The organism is Bacteroidales bacterium (genome assembly GCA_035299085.1).
Classification (GTDB): domain Bacteria; phylum Bacteroidota; class Bacteroidia; order Bacteroidales; family UBA10428; genus UBA5072.
Map to the genome: position 1 here is coordinate 24,770 of DATGXG010000027.1, position 23,481 is coordinate 48,250.

At 41.9% G+C, this 23,481-nt stretch carries 19 protein-coding genes; 16 read left to right on the top strand and 3 right to left on the bottom strand.

Going from position 1 to position 23,481, the window contains the following annotated elements; translation table 11 throughout:
- The first annotated feature begins 102 nt into the window (after window positions 1-102).
- From VK179_08805 to VK179_08830, 6 genes are all read left to right on the top strand, one after another.
- Window positions 103-759: a metal-dependent transcriptional regulator gene (locus VK179_08805; protein HLO58825.1), complete on the top strand. Its 657-nt coding sequence runs from the start codon at window positions 103-105 to the stop codon at window positions 757-759.
- 429 nt (window positions 760-1,188) lie between these two features.
- Window positions 1,189-5,571 carry a CusA/CzcA family heavy metal efflux RND transporter gene (locus VK179_08810; protein ID HLO58826.1) on the top strand — a complete coding sequence of 1,461 codons (4,383 nt, stop codon included), beginning with the start codon at window positions 1,189-1,191 and terminating at the stop codon, window positions 5,569-5,571.
- A gap of 19 nt (window positions 5,572-5,590) precedes the next feature.
- Window positions 5,591-6,760 (top strand): efflux RND transporter periplasmic adaptor subunit, encoded by a 1,170-nt coding sequence (locus VK179_08815; protein ID HLO58827.1) that lies wholly within the window; start codon window positions 5,591-5,593, stop codon window positions 6,758-6,760.
- A 46-nt stretch (window positions 6,761-6,806) separates the two neighbouring features.
- Entirely contained in the window at window positions 6,807-7,526 is a 720-nt protein-coding gene (locus VK179_08820; GenBank protein HLO58828.1) for a hypothetical protein, read from the top strand.
- An 81-nt stretch (window positions 7,527-7,607) separates the two neighbouring features.
- Window positions 7,608-8,336, top strand: coding sequence for a DNA-formamidopyrimidine glycosylase family protein (locus VK179_08825; GenBank protein HLO58829.1), 729 nt, complete (start codon window positions 7,608-7,610; stop codon window positions 8,334-8,336).
- Window positions 8,337-8,397: 61 nt separating this feature from the next.
- On the top strand, window positions 8,398-8,679 hold the full coding sequence (locus tag VK179_08830; protein ID HLO58830.1) for a hypothetical protein: 282 nt from the start codon (window positions 8,398-8,400) through the stop codon (window positions 8,677-8,679).
- Between the two features lie 138 nt (window positions 8,680-8,817).
- Here the strand turns inward: VK179_08830 and VK179_08835 are convergent, their stop codons facing one another.
- Genes VK179_08835 through VK179_08845 form a run of 3 tightly spaced genes read right to left on the bottom strand, consistent with a single transcriptional unit; the run spans window position 8,818 to window position 11,056 of the window.
- Window positions 8,818-9,543, bottom strand: coding sequence for an MlaD family protein (locus VK179_08835; GenBank protein HLO58831.1), 726 nt, complete (start codon window positions 9,541-9,543; stop codon window positions 8,818-8,820).
- 5 nt (window positions 9,544-9,548) lie between these two features.
- The gene (locus VK179_08840) at window positions 9,549-10,280 is read right to left on the bottom strand and encodes an ATP-binding cassette domain-containing protein (GenBank protein ID HLO58832.1); all 732 of its coding nucleotides are present in this window, start codon (window positions 10,278-10,280) and stop codon (window positions 9,549-9,551) included.
- The gene (locus VK179_08845) at window positions 10,277-11,056 is read right to left on the bottom strand and encodes an ABC transporter permease (protein ID HLO58833.1); all 780 of its coding nucleotides are present in this window, start codon (window positions 11,054-11,056) and stop codon (window positions 10,277-10,279) included. The genes VK179_08840 and VK179_08845 overlap by 4 nt, the downstream gene beginning before the upstream one ends.
- Window positions 11,057-11,418: 362 nt before the next feature.
- On the opposite strand from VK179_08845, the gene VK179_08850 reads away from it, so the two are divergent.
- From VK179_08850 to VK179_08895, 10 genes are all read left to right on the top strand, one after another.
- Window positions 11,419-12,633 carry a dicarboxylate/amino acid:cation symporter gene (locus tag VK179_08850; GenBank protein ID HLO58834.1) on the top strand — a complete coding sequence of 405 codons (1,215 nt, stop codon included), beginning with the start codon at window positions 11,419-11,421 and terminating at the stop codon, window positions 12,631-12,633.
- Window positions 12,634-12,733: 100 nt separating this feature from the next.
- A complete protein-coding gene (locus VK179_08855; protein ID HLO58835.1) occupies window positions 12,734-13,105 on the top strand; it encodes a helix-turn-helix domain-containing protein in 372 nt (123 codons plus the stop codon).
- A gap of 116 nt (window positions 13,106-13,221) precedes the next feature.
- The gene (locus VK179_08860; GenBank protein ID HLO58836.1) at window positions 13,222-14,412 is read left to right on the top strand and encodes a cytochrome c3 family protein; all 1,191 of its coding nucleotides are present in this window, start codon (window positions 13,222-13,224) and stop codon (window positions 14,410-14,412) included.
- Between the two features lie 14 nt (window positions 14,413-14,426).
- A complete protein-coding gene (locus VK179_08865) occupies window positions 14,427-17,384 on the top strand; it encodes a TAT-variant-translocated molybdopterin oxidoreductase (GenBank protein ID HLO58837.1) in 2,958 nt (985 codons plus the stop codon).
- A gap of 4 nt (window positions 17,385-17,388) precedes the next feature.
- Window positions 17,389-18,774 carry an NrfD/PsrC family molybdoenzyme membrane anchor subunit gene (gene nrfD / locus VK179_08870; protein ID HLO58838.1) on the top strand — a complete coding sequence of 462 codons (1,386 nt, stop codon included), beginning with the start codon at window positions 17,389-17,391 and terminating at the stop codon, window positions 18,772-18,774.
- An 8-nt stretch (window positions 18,775-18,782) separates the two neighbouring features.
- Window positions 18,783-19,295 (top strand): DUF3341 domain-containing protein, encoded by a 513-nt coding sequence (locus VK179_08875; protein HLO58839.1) that lies wholly within the window; start codon window positions 18,783-18,785, stop codon window positions 19,293-19,295.
- Window positions 19,288-19,860 (top strand): cytochrome c, encoded by a 573-nt coding sequence (locus tag VK179_08880; protein HLO58840.1) that lies wholly within the window; start codon window positions 19,288-19,290, stop codon window positions 19,858-19,860. The genes VK179_08875 and VK179_08880 overlap by 8 nt, the downstream gene beginning before the upstream one ends.
- A gap of 2 nt (window positions 19,861-19,862) precedes the next feature.
- Entirely contained in the window at window positions 19,863-21,032 is a 1,170-nt protein-coding gene (locus VK179_08885) for a hypothetical protein (GenBank protein HLO58841.1), read from the top strand.
- Window positions 21,033-21,036: 4 nt separating this feature from the next.
- Window positions 21,037-21,855 carry an SCO family protein gene (locus VK179_08890; protein HLO58842.1) on the top strand — a complete coding sequence of 273 codons (819 nt, stop codon included), beginning with the start codon at window positions 21,037-21,039 and terminating at the stop codon, window positions 21,853-21,855.
- A 25-nt stretch (window positions 21,856-21,880) separates the two neighbouring features.
- Window positions 21,881-23,476 (top strand): cbb3-type cytochrome c oxidase subunit I, encoded by a 1,596-nt coding sequence (locus VK179_08895; protein HLO58843.1) that lies wholly within the window; start codon window positions 21,881-21,883, stop codon window positions 23,474-23,476.
- The last annotated feature ends 5 nt before the right edge of the window (window positions 23,477-23,481 follow it).

A 23,481-nucleotide genomic window follows, 5' to 3' on the forward strand; every position in this document is an offset into this window, starting at 1 on the left:
AATTAGTTGAGCTAAACTTTAGTTATTAGGTTAACCAAATTTATTTAACTTTGTTCATCTATAAATTATTAAAACAACAGGCCTCTGAGTAAATAAAACCGTATGCAAACCCATACTGAAGAAAACTACCTGAAATCGATTTACAATCTGGCCAGTCTGAACACCGGTAAAGTCAGTGTCACCGGTCTCGCTGCTGCACTGGGTAATAACCCGGCATCAGTCATCGATATGCTCAAAAGAATGGTGGATAAAAGACTTATCCGGTATGACAAGGTTAAAGGGGTCAGGCTCACTGAAAGCGGTGTAAAGTCAGCCCTTGAAACAATCCGCAAACACAGGTTATGGGAGATGTTTCTGCAGGAAAAACTTGGTTATGGTTGGGATGAAGTGCATGAAATTGCTGAAGAACTTGAACATGTAAGGGGTATCAACCTGGCCGACCGGCTGGATAAGTTCCTTGGATACCCTGAATTTGATCCACACGGAGAAGTGATACCAAAAGCCGATGGAAAATTCACCCACCTTGATGAAAAAGCGTTGAATGAAACCGAAACAGGCCGGGATTATAAGGTTGTTTCAGTTAAGGATACATCCCGGTCTTTCCTGAAATACCTTGAGAAATTGAATATCAGTATTGGTACGATTATCAGGGTGCTTGAAAAGATTGACTTTGATGATTCACTGATTATTTCAGTCAAAGGCGTGAAAAACACCATATCCAGCAAACTGGCTTCTAATATTCTCATTGGAACGAACTGAGAAAAGTACCTGTTATTTTCATGTCGTATTATCTTTTAGTTATTTTTGTTTCGGATAGCGAACATGAAAATAATTGCATACATACTTGCACTTTATGTATTTGTTCTGTCTGTCATGCCCTGTTCGCATGACCCGGAATGCAATCCATCACGGTACCTGACTGAACTGAATTCAGTTTCTCACCGGATCGATACGGATCATTGTTCTCCTTTCTGTAACTGCAACTGCTGTTCATCCCCGGTGGTCTATCAAAATATCGTGCTCCATTTCGATTATTTTTCTTTTCAGGATAAACCTTATTTTTCTACTATCCAGGGAAAGGTCAAATCACACTTCATCTCATTCTGGCAACCGCCAAAAATAGGTTAATACATAAACCCGGCCGGTTCCGGGGCTATATCTCATTGTATTAATCCATCATTTTTTCACATGATTGAACGTGTTATTCATTTTTCGATAAGGAATAAATTCATTATAGGTTTGTTCACCATTGCCCTGGTGTGTTGGGGCTCTTATTCACTATCACGGCTTCCGGTTGATGCCATTCCTGATATTACAAACAACCAGGTTCAGATCATAGCCATTGCTCCATCACTGGCTGTGCAGGAGGTAGAAAGTTTCATTACTTCACCTGTCGAAGTTGCCGTTTCGAGCATTCCTGATATTCTTGAACTCAGATCCATTTCAAGGCTTGGCCTGTCGGTTGTGACTGTTGTATTTGACGACGACGTAGATGTATACTGGGCCAGGCAGCAATTGAATGAACGGTTGAAAGAGGCTGAAGAAAGTATACCGGAAGGAGTAGCTAAAATTGAACTGGCTCCGATTTCAACTGGTCTCGGAGAAATATACCAATATCGTTTGGCCGTGGCACCCGGACTCGAATCTAAGTACAATCCAATGGAACTCCGAACGATCCAGGACTGGATTGTAAGGAGGCAAATGCTTGGTACACCCGGAGTGGCCGATATAAACAGTTACGGTGGTTTTGTAAAGCAATATGAAATTTCTGTAAATCCTGAAATACTTCGGGGCATGGATTTAACCCTCACCGATATCTTTGAGGCTCTTGAAAGGAATAATGAAAATACGGGCAGTGCCTATATTGATAAAAAACCTTCAGCTTATTTTATTCGTGGTATAGGTCTTGTTAAAAGCCTTGAGGATATTGAACAAATTGTAGTTAAAACAACATCCTCCGGTCTTCCTGTTCTTATAAGGGATGTTGCACGTGTACAATTTGGCGCAGCCATACGATACGGTGCGTTTGTGGTGGATACTACCGAAGCCGTGGGTGGTGTAGTAATGATGCTGAAAGGGGCCAATGCTCATAAGGTTATCGACCAGGTACAGAGCAGAATTAAAATTATCCAGAAGAGTTTACCGGATGGCGTCTCCATTGAGCCCTATCTTAACCGAAGCGACCTTGTGGGGCGGGCCATTGGCACTGTATCTGAAAACCTGATCATTGGTGCACTGATCGTTGTTTTTGTACTCGTTTTGTTATTGGGTAATCTAAGGGCAGGCCTGATCGTGGCGTCCGTGATACCGCTAGCCATGCTCTTCGCTATTTCAATGATGAATCTTTTCGGGGTATCAGGAAACCTGATGAGCCTTGGAGCCATTGACTTCGGCTTGATTATCGATGGCGCCGTAATTATTGTCGAAAGCGTTGTGCACAGGATCACATTGAGCAAGCATCATCATCAGGGAATTGAAACACTTTCACAGGAACAAATGGATGAGAATGTTTTTGATTCGGCCCGGAAGATGATGAGTTCTGCTACTTTCGGACAAATCATCATTCTGATCGTTTACCTTCCTATTATGGCATTGACCGGAATTGAAGGAAAAATGTTCCGGCCCATGGCACAGGTTGTTGTATTTGCATTGCTTGGTGCAACCATCCTCTCACTTACCTATGTACCAATGGCTTCAGCATTATTCCTGAGTAAAAAAACAATTCATACAAGGAACATTTCCGATAAACTGATCGATTTATTCCACAGGGTTTTCAATCCTATAATCCGATATGCACTAAACCATAAACGATTGGTTTCGATTTCAGCTCTTATCCTTTTTATTATCAGCCTTTTCATTTTTTCAAAACTCGGAGGTGAATTCATTCCCCAGCTCGAAGAAGGGGACCTTGCAGCCGGGGTAATGACCTTGCAGGGAGGCTCCCTTTCAAACACAATTGAACAGGTTGAAAAAGCCAATAAAATTTTGCTCACGAACTTTCCTGAAATCAAACATGCAGTCTGCAAGATCGGTGCCGGTGAAATTCCTACCGACCCAACACCCATGGAAACAGGTGATTATATTATTACACTGAAACCGAAAAAAGAATGGACTTCAGCCAATAACAGGGAAGATCTTGTTGCATTAATGGAGGAAAAACTGGTAACCCTTGCGGGGGTAAAATTTGAATTTCAGCAGCCCATCCAGATGCGGTTTAATGAACTTATGACCGGTTCAAAACAGGATGTTGCAGTCAAACTATATGGTGATAAACTGGACGTCCTTGCGGAGAAGGCATCGGAAATAGAAAAACTCATTTTGAACATCAAAGGAGTGGAGGACATCAATGTCGAAAAAGTTACCGGACTTGCCCAGATCCAGGTTGAATTCAAAAGAGAAAGACTTGCCCAGTACGGCCTTTCAATTGATGAAGTAAACCGTTTGCTTAGGGCTGCTTTCGCGGGTAGTGAAGCCGGTGTTGTTTTCGATGAGGAAAAGCGTTTTGGTCTTGTTGTAAGGCTTGACAGGGATTACAGGCAGAACCTGGAGGACGTGAAAAACCTTTCGGTTGGTATGCCCGGAGGAAACCAGATACCTTTTGAACAACTCGCTGATATCACTATAAAATCGGGACCTGCACAGGTTTCTCGTGAACATGCCAATCGGCGGATAACGGTTGGTTTTAATGTAAGGAACCGGGATGTGCAAACGGTTATTAATGAAGTTTCGGATATAATTGACAGGAAAATCTCGCTTCCTTCAGGGTACTATATCTCCTACGGCGGCCAGTTTCAGAACCTTCAGGCAGCTAAAAACCGCCTTGCCATTGCAGTGCCTGTTGCTTTGCTTCTCATCTTTGTCCTTTTATACTTCACATTCAATTCTTTAAAGCAAACCGTCCTGATTTACACGGCTGTTCCCCTTTCTGCTATCGGAGGTATCTTTGCCCTTTGGATTCGGGGTATGAATTTTTCAATTTCTGCAGGTGTCGGTTTTATAGCGTTGTTTGGAGTCGCTGTTTTAAATGGTATTGTACTAATCGCTGAATTCAACAGACTGGAAAAGGAAGGTATAGCCGATATCACCGAAAGAGTATTAAAAGGACTTCATACCCGGTTACGGCCCGTTATAATGACTGCTGCTGTAGCCTCACTGGGTTTCATGCCTATGGCAATCTCAACATCTGCCGGTGCTGAAGTTCAGAAACCTTTGGCCACCGTTGTCATAGGCGGGTTGATCACTGCTACTTTCCTTACACTGGTTATTCTTCCTGTGTTCTATATTATGCTCTCGCGGTTCTCACTAAAAATAAAATTAAGAGGAAAATCTTCAGGAATGGCTTCCTTTCTTATCCTTTTGCTTTTAGCAACTTTTATAAACAATAGTTTACGAGCCCAGGAAAAGATAAATGAAAAACAAGCGGTTGAGATAGCCTTGAATAACAACCTGGAAATCAAAGGTTCAACATATGAAACACAAGCATTGAAAGCATTGCGAGGCTCTTCATGGGATATACCAAAAACAGAAGTGGAAGCGCAGTATGGACAGTTCAATTCATATGATAAGGATAACAGTATATCGGTGAGTCAGTCGTTTTCATTTCCCTCGCTCTACATAAACCAGGACAAACTCGCCGGTGCAAATTACAGGAGCGGTCAATGGCTGCTTAAAGACAAAGAGATTGAAATAGCAGCACAGGTCAGACAGGTATACTGGCAAATCGCTTACCTGTATTCCAAGCAAAAGCTCCTGCTATACCAGGACAGCCTGTTTGCAGGATTTCTGCGCGCAGCGGAATTAAAGGCCAACTCAGGAGAAACCAACCGACTTGAAATGATCAATGCGCGTTCGCAGAGCCTTGAAATCAGGAATAACCTGAACAAGGTATCAACTGATCTGATGACCTACAATCAGCGACTGATGATACTTCTCAATTCTGACAAACCTTTGGTAATAGCTGATTCAGCAATTACAATCATAACTATTGTAAGAACAGATTCAGGTGGAATTGAAAACAATCCGAAAATTGCCTACATGCAGGAACAAGTACAGGTTGCCCGTATGCAGAAAAAAGTTGAGAACAGCCGGATTATGCCTGATTTAAGCATTGGCTGGTTCAGCCAGACTATGAAAGGCACCCAGGATGTGAACGGAATTCCAAGGGAATTTGGTCCCGGTGACCGTTTCACAGGTTTTCAGGCAGGTATTTCAATTCCTCTTTGGTTTGTGCCCTGGGTATCTCAGGCAAAAGCCGCTAAACTAAGGCAACAGGCTGCCGAGGTAAATGCTGAATCATATCGGAAAACAATTTCGGATCATTTAGTAATGCTTGAGAATGATTATAAAAAATTCTCAGCTACAATCAGATACTATGAAAATCAGGCAATCCCTGAGGCAGACCTGATCATTGATCAGGCTTCACGCAGTTATCGCGCGGGGGCAATGGATTACAATGATTACATCATGAATCTGAACAGGGCGCTAACAATCCGGCACAGTTATCTTGATGCAATGAATGAACTGAATCAGACCCTTATCAATCTTGATTATATAACAGGAAAAGAATTTTAATTGAATAATTTACATGATCATGAATAAGTATTTGAATTTTATATTGGTATGTTCTATCATCCTTCAGTTTTCATGCAAGCAACGGAAGGCAGTTGAAAGTGTTGCCGAAGAAGTTTTGCCTGAAGATGTGGTGGAAATGCGTGATGACCAGATTAAGCTTGCAGGAATTGAAATCGGTGCCATTGAATACAGGTCAGTGAGCAGTACAATAAAAGTTAGTGGAATAGTAACGGCTTCACCCCAAAATTCGGCCACCATCTGTATGCCTATGGGCGGTTTTGTTAAAAGTACTTCAATGGTTGCCGGAAATGCCATAAAGAAAGGACAGACACTTGCCGTTCTTGAAAACCAGGAGTACATTGACCTTCAGCAAAATTACCTTGATACAAAGAATAAATTCGAGTTTGCAGAAAACGAATACAAACGGCACAATGAGCTTTACAAAGAAGATGTGTATTCAAGGCAAAACGTCCAGCAGGTAACTTCGGAGTATAAAAGCCTCATGGCTCAGCTTAAGGCATATGAACAAAAGCTTTCTCTTATCGGAATTCATGCAGCTGATCTGCACGAAGACAATATAAGCAGTTCTGTGGCATTAACAGCTCCCATTTCCGGATACATTAAATCGGTTAATATTAATCTCGGCAAGTATGTATCACCTTCCGACGTACTGTTCGAAATAGTAAACACTGACAACCTGCTTCTTGAGCTTACTCTATTTGATAAAGACGCTGATAAAGTTAACCTCGGGCAGAACATCCGGTTTTCCATCAATAATGAATCCGAACAACATACAGCTGCCATTTACCAGACAGGCAAATCAATAGGAACTGACAAAACCTATAAAGTATACGCAACTGTCAAAGGTTCATGTAAAAACGTAATTCCGGGAATGTATGTGAATGCCCTTATCGAAACCTCCGGAAACAAAGTTGCTGCCCTGCCCTCTGAGGCTATTGTAAACTTTGATGATAAGGACTATATCTTTGTTTTTGATAAGGATAAGGTTGAAGATGGCAAACCTTTTTGTGAATATAAAATGATAGAGGTACATAAGGGTTCGACCGAAAACGGTTTTACAGAAGTTCAGCTTCCTGAAAATTTTAATATCCAGACGAGTAAAATTGTAATAAAGGGTGCATACAACCTGCTATCGGCCAAAAAAAATGCGGGCGAAATGGCATGTTGATTATATTTGGATATATTTGTAAGGAGAACTTAAATCAGACACTGACTTGACAGCTGACCTCACCATTTTATTAATAACTGCGGCATCTATAGGATTCATGCATACGCTTACAGGTCCTGATCATTACCTGCCGTTTATAGTTATGGGGAAAGCCAGGAACTGGAAAACAGCTAAAACACTGGGCATTACCTTTTTATGCGGACTTGGACATGTGGGTAGTTCGATTCTTATCGGTGCAATTGGCATTATCCTGGGTCTGGGAGTAAAAAAGCTTGTTATTTTTGAGTCGTTCAGAGGTAACATTGCTGCCTGGGCATTTATTGCCTTCGGCTTTATCTACTTCATCTGGGGTCTTTGGAAAGCAAGGAAAGATAACCCTCATAATCATCTCCATATTCACCATAATGGATCCATACATGTGCATGAACATCATCACTCACCGGTTCTTACGCATAACCATGAACACCCGCAGCCAAAACCGGTAAACCTTACCCCCTGGATACTTTTCACCATTTTTGTTCTTGGCCCCTGTGAACCATTGATCCCTCTGCTGATGTATCCTGCGGCTGAAATTCATACAGGAGCAATTGCAATGGTTGCCGGTGTTTTCTCAGCGATAACAATCGTAACCATGATGGGAATTGTAATTCTGACGTTGCAAGGCATTAACTTCCTGCCGATGAAAGCTTTTGAGAAATATATGCATGCAATTGCCGGAGCTGCCATCTGTCTCAGCGGTCTTGCCATTGTATTCCTCGGATTATAGTATATCAGCATTCACAAAGTCCGATTTCAGTTTACAACATTAACAACTTGTTTCTGTTGATTCAGGTAAATGTTATAAGTAATGCCTGAGGGCCCGACTGTTGTCATACTTAAGGAAGAAGTGCAGCCGTTTGCCGGGAAGACGGTTATTGAAGCTGCAGGTAATTCTAAAATACCGTTGGGAACGATTCAGGGTCAGACAATCAGGCAATTTAAAAGTTGGGGTAAGCACTTCCTGATCTGTTTTAACGGTTTTGCGCTCCGGGTTCATTTCCTGATGTGGGGATCTTACAGGATTAATGTGGAAAGACAACTTGCCCCCAGGTTAAAACTTGTATTTGAAAACGGCTTTGTTTGCTTTTATTCATGCGCTATCCGCTTCATTGACCGGGATCCTGAGACAATTTATGATTTTTCCTCCGATGTGATGAGTGATACATGGGATACGGAAAAAGCCAGGGCAAAAGTCACAACCCATCATGAATCCCTTGTCTGTGACGTCCTTCTTGACCAGGAAATATTTTCAGGAGTAGGAAATATAATTAAAAACGAGGTTTTGTACAGGATAAAAGTTCATCCGGAATCGCAAACAGGAAAAATCCCGTCAAATAAAATTGATGAACTGGTTAAGGAAGCAAGAAACTATAGTTTTGATTTTTACGAATGGAAAAAAAAGTTCGAATTGAAAAAGCACTGGCTTGCGCACAACAGGAAGGTTTGTGTCCGTTGTAACCTGCCTCTTGTAAGAAGGCACACAGGATTAAAAAACAGGAGGAGTTTCTTTTGCGGAAATTGCCAGGTATTATATTAAACTTTCATGCGCTCTGCTTGTTTTCCAAAGTATACAGCAGTAAAACTAAATATAATACGTTATGGAAACAATGGAAAAAAACATCAAATCCAAGATGGATCAGATTAATCCCGAAAAGAAAGAAGGACGCTTAGCTGAAGCCATTGAGGAACAAACTGCAAAACTGCCTTCTGACCTTTTCCTTTGGGCTTCGCTCGGATCAATGGCCGTTTCATTAACTCTCAAGGCAATCAGAAGGGATGAGCAGGCTTTATTTGTTGGCCTTTGGGCTCCGGCATTCCTGCTTTTCGGAATATATAACAAGCTGGTGAAACAACTCGGGCATGACTCTGAATCTGAATAGAGTTCAGGGATCAGTAATCGGTAAATCAGTAATCAGTGATCGGTAATCAGTGATCGGTAATCGGTGATCGGTAATGGCTAGTGAAATACTGAATACCGATTACTGAATACCGATTAACGATTAACGAATACTTAATACCTATTTTTCCTCTTTCTTTTTGGCTCTTTCCTCCTGTATACTGTCTCGCTTAGCCTGTCTTTCTTTCTTGTTAAAGTATCCTCTCAGGAGTATATTTCGTTTGGCGGCCTCCATGTTTTCATTGAGGCCTTTTGTACTCTTTTTAAGATTTACTACCATATCACTCAGATTCTGAGAAATGACAGAATCCTGTATTAGCCTTCCAAGGGTTCCTTCACCGTTATTTATGCGAACCATAATTTCAGCAAGTTGCCCTGAAATGATTTTAAAGTTATCTGCAGTCACTGATAAACTGGATATTATGGCGTCAGTTTCAATGGGCTCAGCGGATGCCAGCACGTATCCATTCCTTGCGAACGGAGAATCCGAACTCCCCTGGTTAATTGTAAGGATCCTGTCTCCGATTATTCCTTCGGATCCAATCGTTACAAGGCAATCGGTTTTTATAAAAGGCTGAAGGTTTTTTTTAAGGACCATATCCACCTGGACTGTTGTATCGTTGACGATTACAATATTTCCTATTGATCCTATATTGATTCCGGAAAACCTCACATTGTTGCCTACTTCGAGGCCGCTTACATTACGAAACGTGGTGGAAAGCCTGTAAACCGGATTGAAAATATTCTTTTGTCTTCCGATCAGAAAGATGGCAACGACAAAAAGGATCAGTCCAACCAGAATAAAAGCACCCAGCCTTAGCATATAAGATTCTGATTTATTGTTCATTATCCTTATTTAAAAAATGATTTTATAAAGTCATCTGTCGAATTTTCAAATAGTGCAAAGTCACCTTCGCTGTATACCTTGCCCTGGTTGAGCATAATAACCCTGTCAGCCGTTTTGCGGGCACATGAAATATCATGTGTAATGATCATGGATGAAGTTTTATATTTTTCTTTCACATCATTGATAAGCTGGCTGATTTCATCTGTTGTGGCGGGGTCCAATCCGGTAGTCGGCTCATCATAAAGCATTATTCGTGGCTCCACTACAATTGTGCGTGCAAGGCTTACCCGTTTTCTCATTCCCCCTGATAATTCAGAAGGCATTTTATCATGCGTCCCTTTCAGACCAACATTTTCAAGTGCTGAATTTATCTTTTCATCCACTTCACCATCATCCAGGTTCTTTTGGATGCGTCTCAGATGAAATTCAAGATTTTCTTTTACAGTCATTGAATCGTACAAGGCACCTCCCTGGAATAAGAAGCCGATTTTTTTGCGCACTTCAGCCAGTTCATCATCACCCAGTGTTGCGACATCCTGACCGAAAACCTCAATAATTCCTCCATCCGGAACGAGTAAACCTATGATACATTTTATGAGAACGGATTTACCGCAACCTGACTTTCCCATTACAACAAGATTCTCTCCGTCATTCAACCGAAGCGTAATATCCTTAAGGATTTCCTGGTGATCAAAACCGATCCTCAGATTCTTAATATTTATAACTGATTGATTCATTGAATAATATCCGTAATTTGAACAGCAATCAGGTCCACAACAATTACAAGAAGAGAGGCGGCTACTACAGCGCTATTGGCTGCTACCCCAACGTTTTCGGTTCCTCCTGTTACAGTGAATCCTTTATAACATCCGGTTAATCCGATAACCCATCCAAAAACAAAGCTTTTTACAAGTGCAGGGAAAAAATCGTAAAAATCAACAGATCCGAAGGCTCTTGAAATAAAGAGGATGAGACTGACACTACCTTTCAAATTGATACCTATCCAGCTTCCGGCAAGCGCAAAGGCATCAGCAAAGACAACCAAAAGGGGAAGCATTAACATACAGGCTAAAACACGGGTAACCACAAGATATCTCACTGGATTTATTGATGAAACTTCCATGGCATCAATTTGTTCTGAAACCCTCATCGATCCTAACTCGGCGCCCATTCCTGATCCGATTTTTCCGGCAAAAATCAGGGCTGTAATTACAGGACCTATTTCGCGGATTATTGAAACGGCTACCATTCCCGGAAGCATGCTAACCGCTCCGAATTCATCCAGGGCAGGTCTTGACTGTATAGTCAGTACCATTCCCATAATGAATCCGGTTATACCAACCAGGGGAAGCGATTTATTGCCAATTTTGTAACACTGGCGCATAAACTCCCTGAATTCAAAACCAAATGAAAACGTTTCTTTAAGAACCTGGCCGGTGAATGCAGCCACATTTCCTATTTGTAAAAGGAAGCCCTCCATTTGCAAAGAGTTGACTTTTAACGACTTTTTCATAACGGCTTTAAACGCGGTTGGCGTTAAAGAAACAGATTTCAGCGACGTTTTGTTTTGAAAGGGGTTCTGGGGTTCAAAAGTTCAGAAGTTCAAAAGTTCGGAAGTTCAGAAGTTCGGAAGTTCAGAAGTTCTGAAGTTCAGAAGTTCTGAAGTTCAGAAGTTCAAAAGTTTGGAAGTTCAATGGTCAAAGCTCACTGGTTCAGAGGTTAATATGTTCAGACCAAAACCTCTAAACCTCTAAACCTCTAAATCTCTAAACCTCTAAACCTCCAAACCTCTAAATCTCTAAACTTCTAAACTTCTAAACTTCTAAACCTCTAAACTTTATTATCTTTATAAACCACGAATTCAAAATCAAGATCATGAAAAAGCGATTCAGCCTGCCTTTACAAATAGCGACTGCGATAGTACTGGCCGTCATTCTGGGGTCGGTGTTCCCTTCCCTTTCACCATACATCTCATGGATAGGAACATTATTCCTCAAAGCGCTTAAAATGATTGTTGCCCCGCTGGTGCTTGTTTCCATAATATGCGGAATGACGAAACTCCAGGGTGGCAAAGATTTTGGCCGTCTTGGTGTTAAAACATTAGCGTGGTATATAGCCACCAGCCTGATAGCCATTATTACCGGTCTCATACTTGTAAACCTCATTAAGCCGGGTGTGGGAACAACGTTAAATTTAAAGGCACATATTGCAGGATTATCTGTTCAAACCGCATCCATCTGGGACAGTCTGATGCGGATTGTGCCTGATAATATGTTCAGGGCACTTGTTGAAACTGAAATGCTGGCTATCATTTTTATAGCTATGTTATTCGGATATTTCATCACAGTTCTTGAAGATCAGCATAAAAAGACTCTCACCTCCTTTTTTGAAGCAGCCAACGAGCTTGTCATGAAAGTGACTGGTCTGATAATTTCTTTTTCACCGCTGGGAATCTTCGGAATTGTGATTAAGATAGTTGCGGAACAGCCGAACCTGGGAGAGCTTATATACCGGCTGGGGTTATACATGTTTGTTGTTATTGCAGGCCTGATTATTCATTCGGTGATTATCCTTCCGCTTATCCTTAAATTGTCGTCCGGAATAAGTCCGTTACGTCATGCAAAGGCCATGGTGACTCCTTTGCTTACTGCATTTTCTACATCTTCTTCCAATGCTGCCCTTCCCCTTTCGATGGATGCCATGGAAAAAAATGCTGGTGTATCGGTAAAACTGACAAGCTTCACACTGCCGCTTGGAACTACAATAAATATGAACGGTACTGCTTTATATGAAATAGTAGCCGCCCTATTCATTGCACAGGCTTATGGAATAAATCTGACTGTAGGACAGCAGGTAATCACAGTATTCACTGCCTTAATGGCCGCTGTAGGAGCCGCCGGAGTACCCATGGCAGGAATGGTTACAATGGGTATGGTTCTAACAGCTGTAGGATTACCCATGGAAGGAATAGGACTGATACTGGCAGTAGACAGAATACTGGATATGTTCAGAACAGCGGTGAATGTATGGGGTGATACAACAGTATGTGCAATCATTGCAAAATCGGAGGGTGAAAAGATATATACTTAATGATATCCTAATGGCATCTTAATCGTTCCTTAATTTAAAATAGTTGTTTTTGGGATAAGTTTGAATAAGGCAATTGATATAAAAATTAATACCCTATGTTATGAAAAATAAAGAAAGACTTATCCGTAAAATGAAAAATGCTGTTGAGGATCTTCAGCCATATTCATATGAGGAGTTCCGGGAAAAACTTCCGGCACTTGTCGATCGTTCTTACAGTTTTGGCCTCCTCGATACAATTTTCACAAAAAGAACCGGCAAATCGTTAAAGGATTATTTTAACCAGAGAAAACTGGAAAAAGCAAGTGAACTCATAGAACAGTATCATCTGACGGCATTGGAAGTTGCCTACCAGCTTGGCTTTAAAAGTATTTCAGCAATGATTAAAACAATAACCGATCTGCACCGATCCATTAGCACAGATATCATCGCCAATCTTCAAAGACAATTCGGATCAATGCTCCCGGCTATGTGATTTAAATGTTAAAATTTTTTAAACAATATTTAACGAACGCTTGTTATTGAATGTAAATTGAGATAAATTCATATTCTGTACATATAGCTTATCCTTTTCAGTATTAAACTATTTTTATGAAAATTTCACCTGCCCTCGTTTCATTAGCGTGTTTTTTCATTCTACAGTGTACAATCTATGGACAAAGCGATACGGGCCAGGCGAAACAGCTGAATGATTCAGGACAGGCTACCCTTGCTTTAAAAGATTCAGCCCAGGCCCAGGATCTTAGTAAATGGAATTCCTATACGAGCCATGACGTCAGGGCAGGTGAAAGAATTTTTCACGGCTTTGTTTCTTCCCAGTTGAACACTGTCAATTGTGCGTCCTGTCATAATGTCCAGGCAATTGATACGTTTAACTGGAATCCTTCGGCATTTGAACTCGGACTAAAGTATCAAGAAAGAGGTTTTAATTCATTTAAATCAGCTATAATGGAGCCGACGGGGCAGGTAATGTCCCGTATTCATCAGAATCTTAATCTTACCGATGAACAGATCCACCAGGTTAAAAGTTACCTCACTGACCTGGCCATCAAAGGTCAGGAACCTTTAAAACCACTTAAAACCAACCGGATCCTTTTCTTTTTATTGATTTTTGTCTTCATACTGGCATTTGTTGACCTCGCTTTTACCCACATTATAAAGCTAAGGCTGCTTCATTTTGCCATAATGGGTATTTCACTGCTGCTGATCACACGATATCTTGTTATTTCAGCAATCGATGTCGGAAGATCACAGGATTATCAGCCTGACCAACCTATCAAATTTTCACATGCCGTACATGCCGGACAAAACCAGACAAGTTGTCTTTATTGCCATTTCAATGCCGAACGAAGCAAATTTGCAGGAATTCCTCCGGCAAATGTTTGTACTAACTGCCATGTGCTTGTTAAGGAAGGCGCAAGGAGCGGCAAATTTGAAATTGCGAAGATTTATGATGCACTCGAAAAAAATGAACCCATAAAATGGGTCAAAATCCATAACCTGCCTGATTTTGTATTTTTCAGTCATTCACAACATGTGGTGGCAGGAAAAATCGATTGCATCCAGTGCCATGGCGATGTGACCAAAATGGACCAGGTAGCGCAGGTAAAAGATCTTTCAATGGGATGGTGCATTAATTGCCACAGGACAACGAAAGTTCAGTTCGACAACAAGTTTTACGGAAAGTACGCGGAATTGCATAAAATGCTAAGAGAAGGAAAAATTACCGGTGTCACCGAAGAACAGATCGGTGGTACTGATTGTATGAAATGTCACTATTAAACCGGTATATCCATATGAAAAAATACTGGCGCAGCCTCGAGGAAGTTGTATCAGGACCTGTTAATGAACAGGAAGAATATATTGAGTCAGCTGATAAGGAGAATATTCTTTCTTCCATGCTTGAAGGCATTCCGTTTAAGCAGAATGCCTCACGCAGGGATTTTATCAAGCTGATGAGTTACAGTGTTACATCAGCTGCTTTGCTGGCTGCGTGCCAAAAGCCTGTTCAACACGCGATCCCTTTCCTTATTCAGCCCAGTGATGTTACTCCGGGTATAGCCTCCCATTTCGCTTCAACCTTTTTTGACGGATCAGAATTCTGCCCTGTTGTGGTTAAAGTAAGAGACGGACGACCCATCAAACTCGAAGGAAATAAACAATATTCATGGGCCAATGGAGGAACATCGCCCAGGGTACAGGCTTCCGTATTAAGCTTATATGATAATGCCCGGTTAAAGGGGCCGTCATATAAAGGCAAACCCATAACCTGGAATAAGCTTGACAGTGAGGTAATTGCAAAACTTACAAAGATTAACCAGGAAGGTAAAGAAATCGTATTTCTGGCTTCTAGTATATACAGTCCGTCTACACGAAACGTTATTGAAAATTTCAGTAAAGCATTTTCTCAAACCCGGGTGGTGTATTACGATGGTATCTCTTATTCGGGTATCCTGGATGCGTACCGTGAAGTTACAGGGATAGAAGGAATTCCTTACCCGCTCTTTGAAAAGGCGGATGTGATTGTGAATTTCGGTGCCGATTTCCTCGGTACCTGGCTGATGCCAACTGAATTCGCTTTATCCTATGTCAAACGCAGAAAGGTAGAAAAGGAAAAAACAAATATGAGCAGGCATATTCAGCTTGAACCGAATATGTCACTTACAGGAAGCAATGCTGACGAAAGGATACAGATAAAACCATCCGATGAACCGGCAATTATGGTCAGGTTGTATAATCTGATCGCTTCAAAAGCAGGAGGCGAACCTATTCCTGTTCAAAATGCGAATAGTGATCTGCCTCTTGAAAAAATTGCTGCCGAACTTCTTTCTGCAAAGGGAAAATCAATTGTGTTGTCGGGTTCCAACGACATCACGGTTCAAAAGATTGTCATTGCCATAAACCGGCTCCTCGGAAATTTTGGTAATACTCTCGTTACTGACCGTCCCATACTGATAAAGAAAGGATCTGATAAACAGTTATTTGATCTGGTTGGCAGAATGCAGGATGGCCGAGTAGGTGCCGTGCTATTCTATAATACAAACCCTGTGTATGATTACTATGACCAGGGTGCATTTGTAAAGGCGATGGAAAAGACGGAATTAAAAATTTCGTTTAACTCATTTCCTGATGAAACCTCTAATCATTGCGATTATGTTTGTCCCGATTACCATTTTCTTGAATCATGGAATGATTTTGAGCCCAGAAAGGGTATTTACAGTGTTTCACAGCCGACAATCTATCATATATTCGATACCCGCCAGGTGCAGGACAGTTTGCTTACCTGGATGAGTGCACCCGAATCATATGCCGATTTTCTTCGCAATAACTGGAAAAACAATTTATATCCTCAGATTAAAACTGAAAGTGATTTTGAAACTTTCTGGGTAAAACTGTTACAGAACGGTTGTTTTGAAACAAACACAGGTTCGGAATCCGCTGTTCCGTTTAATGCTGATATGAGAAATGTGACTGTACAGGAATCAACCACTAAGTTCGAACTTCAGCTTGTGGTTCCTGTGCCGGTTTCGTCCCCATATCATTCGAATAATCCATGGTTGCAGGAATTACCTGACCCTATTACACGGGTTACCTGGGATAATTATGCTTCGGTTTCCCCGAAACTCGCAGAGGAAAAAGGAATTGAAACCGGGGATATTCTTAAAATCGGTGATCTTGAGATTCCAGCCCTTGTTCAACCCGGACAAAAATTCGAGGTCGTTTCAATTGGACTGAACTATGGAAGAAAAAATGCAGGAAAGGTAGCTGAAAATGTAGGGGTTAATGTTTATCCTTACCTGGCAAGGAGCAAAGATGATACCATCCAATATTATCGTGAAATTCCCGAACCGCTGAAAACAGGTAAAAAGGAAGTCCTTGCACAGAGCCAGACACATCACACCCTTGAAGGCAGAAATATAGTAAGGGAAACCACACTCGCAGAATATAAAAACAAGCCGAATGCCGGCAACGAAATGCATGAGGAATTTGAAAAGATGCATCATACGCTTTATCCTGACCGGGAGTATACTAATTTTCACTGGGGGATGGGCGTTGATCTCAATTCATGCATTGGTTGCGGCGCCTGCACAATCGCGTGCCAGGCTGAAAATAATGTAGCCGTGGTAGGTAAAGAGCAGGTTATCAAGCGTCGTATCATGCATTGGATCAGGATAGACCGTTATTACCTAGGTGCTCCTGAAGCCCCGTCGGTTGTATACCAGCCGATGACCTGCCAGCACTGCGATAATGCACCCTGTGAAAATGTTTGTCCTGTTGCCGCCACCACCCACAGCAATGAAGGGTTGAATCAAATGGCTTATGCACGGTGTGTGGGAACCCGTTACTGTATTAACAACTGTCCCTACAAAGTAAGACGCTTTAACTGGTTCAGGTTTACTGATAACCCTAAATTTGATTACAACCAGGCTTCCGAACTGGGTAAACTGGTTCTCAACCCGGATGTTATCGTGCGTGAACGCGGTGTTGTTGAGAAATGCACATTCTGCGTTCAGCGAATACAGGAAAAGAAACTTGCAGCAAAACTTGAAAACCGGACTTTGCAGGATGGTGAGGTGATTCCGGCATGTGTGCAGGCTTGTCCCGTAGACGCTCTTTCATTCGGAGATCTGAATGACAAGCACAGCAATATTTTCAAATTATATACCAATGAGCGGAATTATCATGTACTTGAGGAATTGCATACATTGCCGAAAATTGGTTATTTAACAAAAGTAAGAAACACAGAAGCCTGAGCCTATGGATGCCCGAGAAATACGAGGTGATCTGATTACCGGTAACAAAAAGATGTCGGATGTTACACGTGACATTATCCGCCCGATAGAAGCGCCGGCTCCCAAATGGTGGTTTATTGCCATGGGATTAAGCACTATTACTATGTTATGGGGCTTGTATTGCATGTACCTGACTGTCCGTTTTGGGATTGGTATGTGGAACCTGAATAACAGTGTCGGATGGGGCTGGGACATCATTAACTTTGTCTGGTGGATCGGGATCGGCCATGCCGGCACTGCGTTTTCTATCTTTCTCCTGGTTTTGAGGCAGAAATGGCGTACATCAATCAACCGCGCGGCAGAAGCCATGACCGTTTTTGCAGTAGTCTGCGCTGCTCTGTTCCCTACTCTGCATATGGGACGTGTATGGAATGCATTTTTCATTTTTCCTTACCCGAATACGCGCGGTCCCCTGTGGGTCAATTATAATTCCCCGCTGTTCTGGGATTTCACTGCCATTACAGCTTACCTCATCATTTCAGCATCATTCTGGTACCTGGGTATGTTGCCTGATTTCGGTACCATACGCGACAAAACAAAATCGAAAATACGTAAAGCAGTCTATGGCTTTTTTGCTATGGGCTGGACAGGTTCCTCAGGGCAGTGGCAGCGTTTTGAAGCTCTTGCCTTTGTGCTCAGCGGACTGGCAGCTGTACTTGTTGTTTCTGTACATTCAATTGTATCCACCGACTTTGCCTCATCTGTCATTCCGGGATGGCACACTACCCTTTTCCCTCCTTACTTTGTTGTAGGAGCCATCTTCTCAGGTTTTGCGATGGTTCTTACTCTCATGATCATGATCAGGGTGTTGTATAAGCTTCATAATTATATTACCGATTCACATCTCCAGGCAACTGCAAAGATCCTGACTTTTGTGAGCCTTATCATGGGCACTGCATACATGACTGAAATTTTTATCGCCTGGTACTCGGGTAACAAATACGAGTTGTTTACCTTCTTTCATAACCGGATCACCGGCGATTTTGCCCCCCAATTCTGGGTTATGTTCGTATGTAACGCACTGGTGCCCCAGTTGTTCTGGATTAAAAAAGTAAGAAGCAACCTGTTCATGATGTTCCTTATTTCGTTGATTATCAATGTAGGTATGTGGTTTGAACGGTTCAATATTATTGTCACAAGCCTGTCAAAGGATTATCTGCCCTCCAGTTGGGCAACCTATCACGCTTCATGGGTGGAAGTGGGTGTGTTTCTGGGGACCATAGGAATCTTTGCAATCGGTATCCTGCTTTTCTTCCGCTATATTCCTATGATGGCGATCAGCGAGCTTAAAGTGGCCCTTACCGATAAAGAAAACAGTCCGCATTCACCTTCACAATCTGGACTCAAATAGTTTTGAATATGGAACAGAAAAAAATACTGGGCATTTTTGAAGACGAGGAAAAGTTTGAACATGCTGTTAAAGCGCTTAAGGATGCAAACACTGAAATTTTTGAACTGTTTGCCCCTGTCCCTGTTCACACAGCTGTGAGGATGGTAACCGGCAAATCACGGATACCTACGATCTCATATTTTCTAGGAATAGTAATGATGCTTGCTGTTTTGTCATTTTTATATTACACAGCCGTTATTGACTGGCCGTTGAATTTCGGTGGAAAACCCACCAATGCCTTTCCTTCATTTATAGTGGTTACCCTTATTCTGACCATCCTTTCAGTTACTCTTATCAGCTTACTAATCTTTTCGATGCGGGCAAAACTTTACCCGGGTAAAAAAACGACGGTTATGGATGACAGAGCTGTGGATGATAAATTTATAATCGTTCTTGATCCGCACCGCGTAACTGAAGCCAGGGATTTACTTTTAAAAAATGGTGCCGAAGAAGTGATTCAATATACCGGAGAACATGAATAAAACTCTATCTGTGCTGATTTTATTTGTAATCAGCCTTCAGGGCTGCGACAGGGATAAGAACAACCCGGGGTATGATTATTTCCCGGATATGTTTTATTCCAGCGCCTATACAACCTATGAGCCCAATCCGAATTTTAAGGACAGCATGACTCTGCAGCCTTATGTAAAAGGAACTATTTCAAGGGAAGCTGAAATTTATCCCTATGAAAGAAGTGATGAAGGAATTGCAAAAGCGGCTTCGTTGAAGAATCCATTATTACCTGATTCGCTAGTTTTAAACAGGGGCAAGCAGGTTTATACAAATGTTTGCCTTCAATGTCACGGAGAAACCGGGGACGGAAAAGGACACCTTTTTACATCGGGAAAATATCCATTTCCCCCTGCCAACCTTATAAGCCCGAAGATTGTTAATAGAACTGACGGCCAGATTTACCATGTAATCACGGTAGGATTCGGCATTATGGAACCTCATGGCCTTATAGTCCGCCCCGACGACCGTTGGAAAGTCGTGCTTTATGTTAGAAGTCTGCAGGCTAACGCATCACAGAGTCAAACGAATCAGTAATCATGGAAAACAGAATCAGACTTTCAGGAAAATTTCTGGTAATTAGTGTCATCCTGGTGCTTATTGGAGTGGCAGCACTTGTTTACGGATTTATTACAGATCCTCAAAGAACCTGGGCCAATTATCTCCTCACTGCTTTTTATTTCTTTTTGCTTTCCGTAGGCGCCACATTTTTCCTGGCCCTGCAGTCAATTACCCGTTCAGGCTGGTCATCGGGTTTCAGAAGAGTACCCGAAGCGATGATGATGTATTTGCCGGTAGCCGGTTTACTCATGATTGTGTTGTATTTTGGACTCCAGTACCTGTATCCGTGGACACAACATGCCGGCGGTGCTGATGAAGTGGTTCAACACCAATCGCCTTATATGAATGTGCCTTTTTTCTTTATTCGTCTAGTTGCGTTTTTTGCCATATGGACTCTCCTTGCCTACCTGATAAGGAGAGCATCACTAAGGGAAGATCTAAACGCAGGATCCGGCACATTGAGAAAAATGGAAAAATATTCCGCCATCTTTATCTTTTTCCTTGCCATTTCCTTTTCTCTTCTGGGTTTTGACCTGATTATGTCCACTCAGGCACATTGGTTCAGTACAATTTTTTCGCTGAAATATTTCATTGCAGCCTTTCAGCACGGCACTGCGCTGATCTTTATACTGATTGTCCTGATGAACCTTAAAGGGCATTTCGGATTTCTAAACGTCTACCATGTGCATGATTTTGCCCGGTATATATTTATTGTTTCCATTTTCTACGGGTATTTCTGGTTCTCCCAGTTCATGCTGATTTGGTACAGCAATATTCCCGAAGAAACTTTTTATTATTATGTAAGGTGGGCGCCAGAATGGAAATCAGTATGGATTCTGGATATCCTTCTCAACTGGGCCATACCATTCTTTGTACTTCTACCCGTTGCTACAAGCAGGCAGAAATGGATTGTTTTTGTCATTGCAGTAACCGTTTTGATCGGGCAATGGGTTGATTTATACATCACCCTTTACCCGGCAGCAGTTGGAAAAAGTTCTGTCGGATTTATTGAAGCAGGGTCGTTTCTGGGATTTGCCGGATTATTCGCATTAATTACTGGTTATCATCTTTCAAAAGCCTCACTCGTTCCTGAAAACAACCCGTTTATACAGGAAAGCTATGAACATCACTTTGAATCATATATTTAGCATCATGCATAAAAATAATTACAGCAGTTTATTCATCGGACTCTTACTTACATATTGTTTTACTGCTAATAGTGCCGAAGTTAAAGACTCAGCCGCTATAAGGGATCCGAATGTTGAGATCGGAATCGTTGAGCATCTTAACGAATATATACCGGACAACATTGAACTCACGGATGAACACGGAAAGCTTGTTAATCTGAAAAGTCTGATCAACAAGCCCACTATAATAAACTTTGTCTATTTTGAATGTCCGATGCTCTGTACGCCTTTAATGAACGGGCTTTCAGAAGTAATTGACAAAACGGATCTGAAACCTGACAAAGATTACCAGGTGCTTACAATCGGTTTTAACACTGCAGAACCTTTATCACTTGCCATTCAAAAAAAGGCAAATTATGTGAAAAACATGAAGACAAAGGAGGCTGCAGAAGGATGGAAGTTTTTCATTGCGGACAGTGTAAATATCAAGCGTGCCACTGAAGCGACGGGATTCCGTTACAAAAAGGCCGGTAACGTATTCCTTCATTCAGCCACACTTATTTTTGTAAGTCCCGAAGGCAAAATCACCCGCTATCTCAATGGTACATATTTCCTGCCATTTGAGTATAAAATGGCAATTATTGAAGCATCAAAAGGCCAGGCGGGACCCACGATCAATAAATTGTTGCAGTACTGTTACGGTTATGATTCTCAGGCACAAAGGTATGTGCTTGATGTCACCAAAGTAGGAGGAGGATTGATCCTTCTGATCCTTGTTGGAATCGTTTTATGGCTTATATTAAGGCCACACAGGAATAGTGTAAAACAACAGGTAACCCAGTAGATCATTAACAGATATTCATCATATCATGAACCAGGAGTCAGTCAGTTATTTAAAATACCAGGGTAAACATAAGGGAATTCTGGCGTGGATCTTATCCACAGATCATAAAAGAATAGGCCTTCTTTACCTTTACAGTATCATGTCATTTTTCATCATAGGGGCTCTGCTCGGACTCCTGATGAAACTTGAACTTATAGCACCGGGAAAGACAATTATGAATGCAGCCACTTACAATGCATTCTTTACGCTTCACGGTATCACCATGATATTTCTTGTTGTAATTCCGGGTGTGCCGGCAATTTTCGGAAATTTCTTTTTACCTATCATGATTGGAGCAAAGGATGTTGCCTTTCCCCGACTCAATTTATTATCGTGGTGGCTTTATATCCTGGGTGCGGCAATAGCGCTTACCTCACAATTCCTTGGTGATGGTCCCCCGGATACGGGATGGACATTTTATGCACCTTACAGCCTGAGGATACCTACGAATGTTGTATCGGCTGTTCTGGGCGCCTTTGTACTCGGATTTTCCTCTATACTTACCGGTATAAACTTTATTACAACCATACATCGTATGAAAGCGCCTGGCATGAAATGGATGAAAATGCCACTTTTCCCATGGTCACTTTATGCGACAGGATGGATCCAGATTGTAGCTACGCCGATTATTGGCATTACTCTCCTTATGATTGTGGCAGAAAGAATTTTCAAGATCGGCTTCTTTGATCCTTCACTGGGTGGTGACCCGATACTATACCAGCATTTATTCTGGATTTATTCGCACCCGGCAGTTTATATCATGATTCTTCCGGCTATGGGAGTAATATCTGAAATCATACCCACATTTGCTCGTAAAACAGTGTTCGGATACCAGGCGATTGTGATTTCTTCCTTTGGAATCGCCTTCCTGGGATATTTTGTTTGGGGTCATCATATGTTTGCAGCAGGGATGAGCGCTGCATCCATGTGGTTCTTCTCATTTCTCACTTTTCTGGTTGCTATCCCAAGCGCCATTAAAGTATTCAACTGGGTCGCCACATTGTATAAGGGTTCAATAAACGTTCAGACGCCCCTATACTGGGCATTGGCATTTATCTTTGTTTTTATGATCGGCGGATTGACTGGTCTTTTCCAGGGTTCGCTGGCCGTTGATGTCCATCTTACGGACACCATGTTTATAGTCGGCCATTTTCATTTCATCGTTTTCGGTGGTACAGGGTATGCTTTCATGGCCGGAATGCATTACTGGTTTCCGAAGATGTTCGGACGGCAATATGATAAAAGCTGGGCAAATACCGGCTTCCTCATATTTTTTATGGGTTTCCTTGCCCTCTATTTCACCATGTTCATCCTCGGAATGAATGGTGAACCCAGGAGATCAGCTGACTATCTGCCCCAGTTCCACGGAGGAAACATTGTTTCATCACTGGGAGCCATTGTAATGATTTTCGGACTGGCTATCATAATTATCAACCTCATTCGTTCAGCCCGTCATGGTGAACCTGCACCGGCAGACCCATGGGGTGGTAAGACACTGGAATGGACTGTTCCCTCGCCTCCCCCGCTCGAGAATTTTGAGGAAATACCGGAAATAACACATGGCCCTTACGATTACAAATAAATATT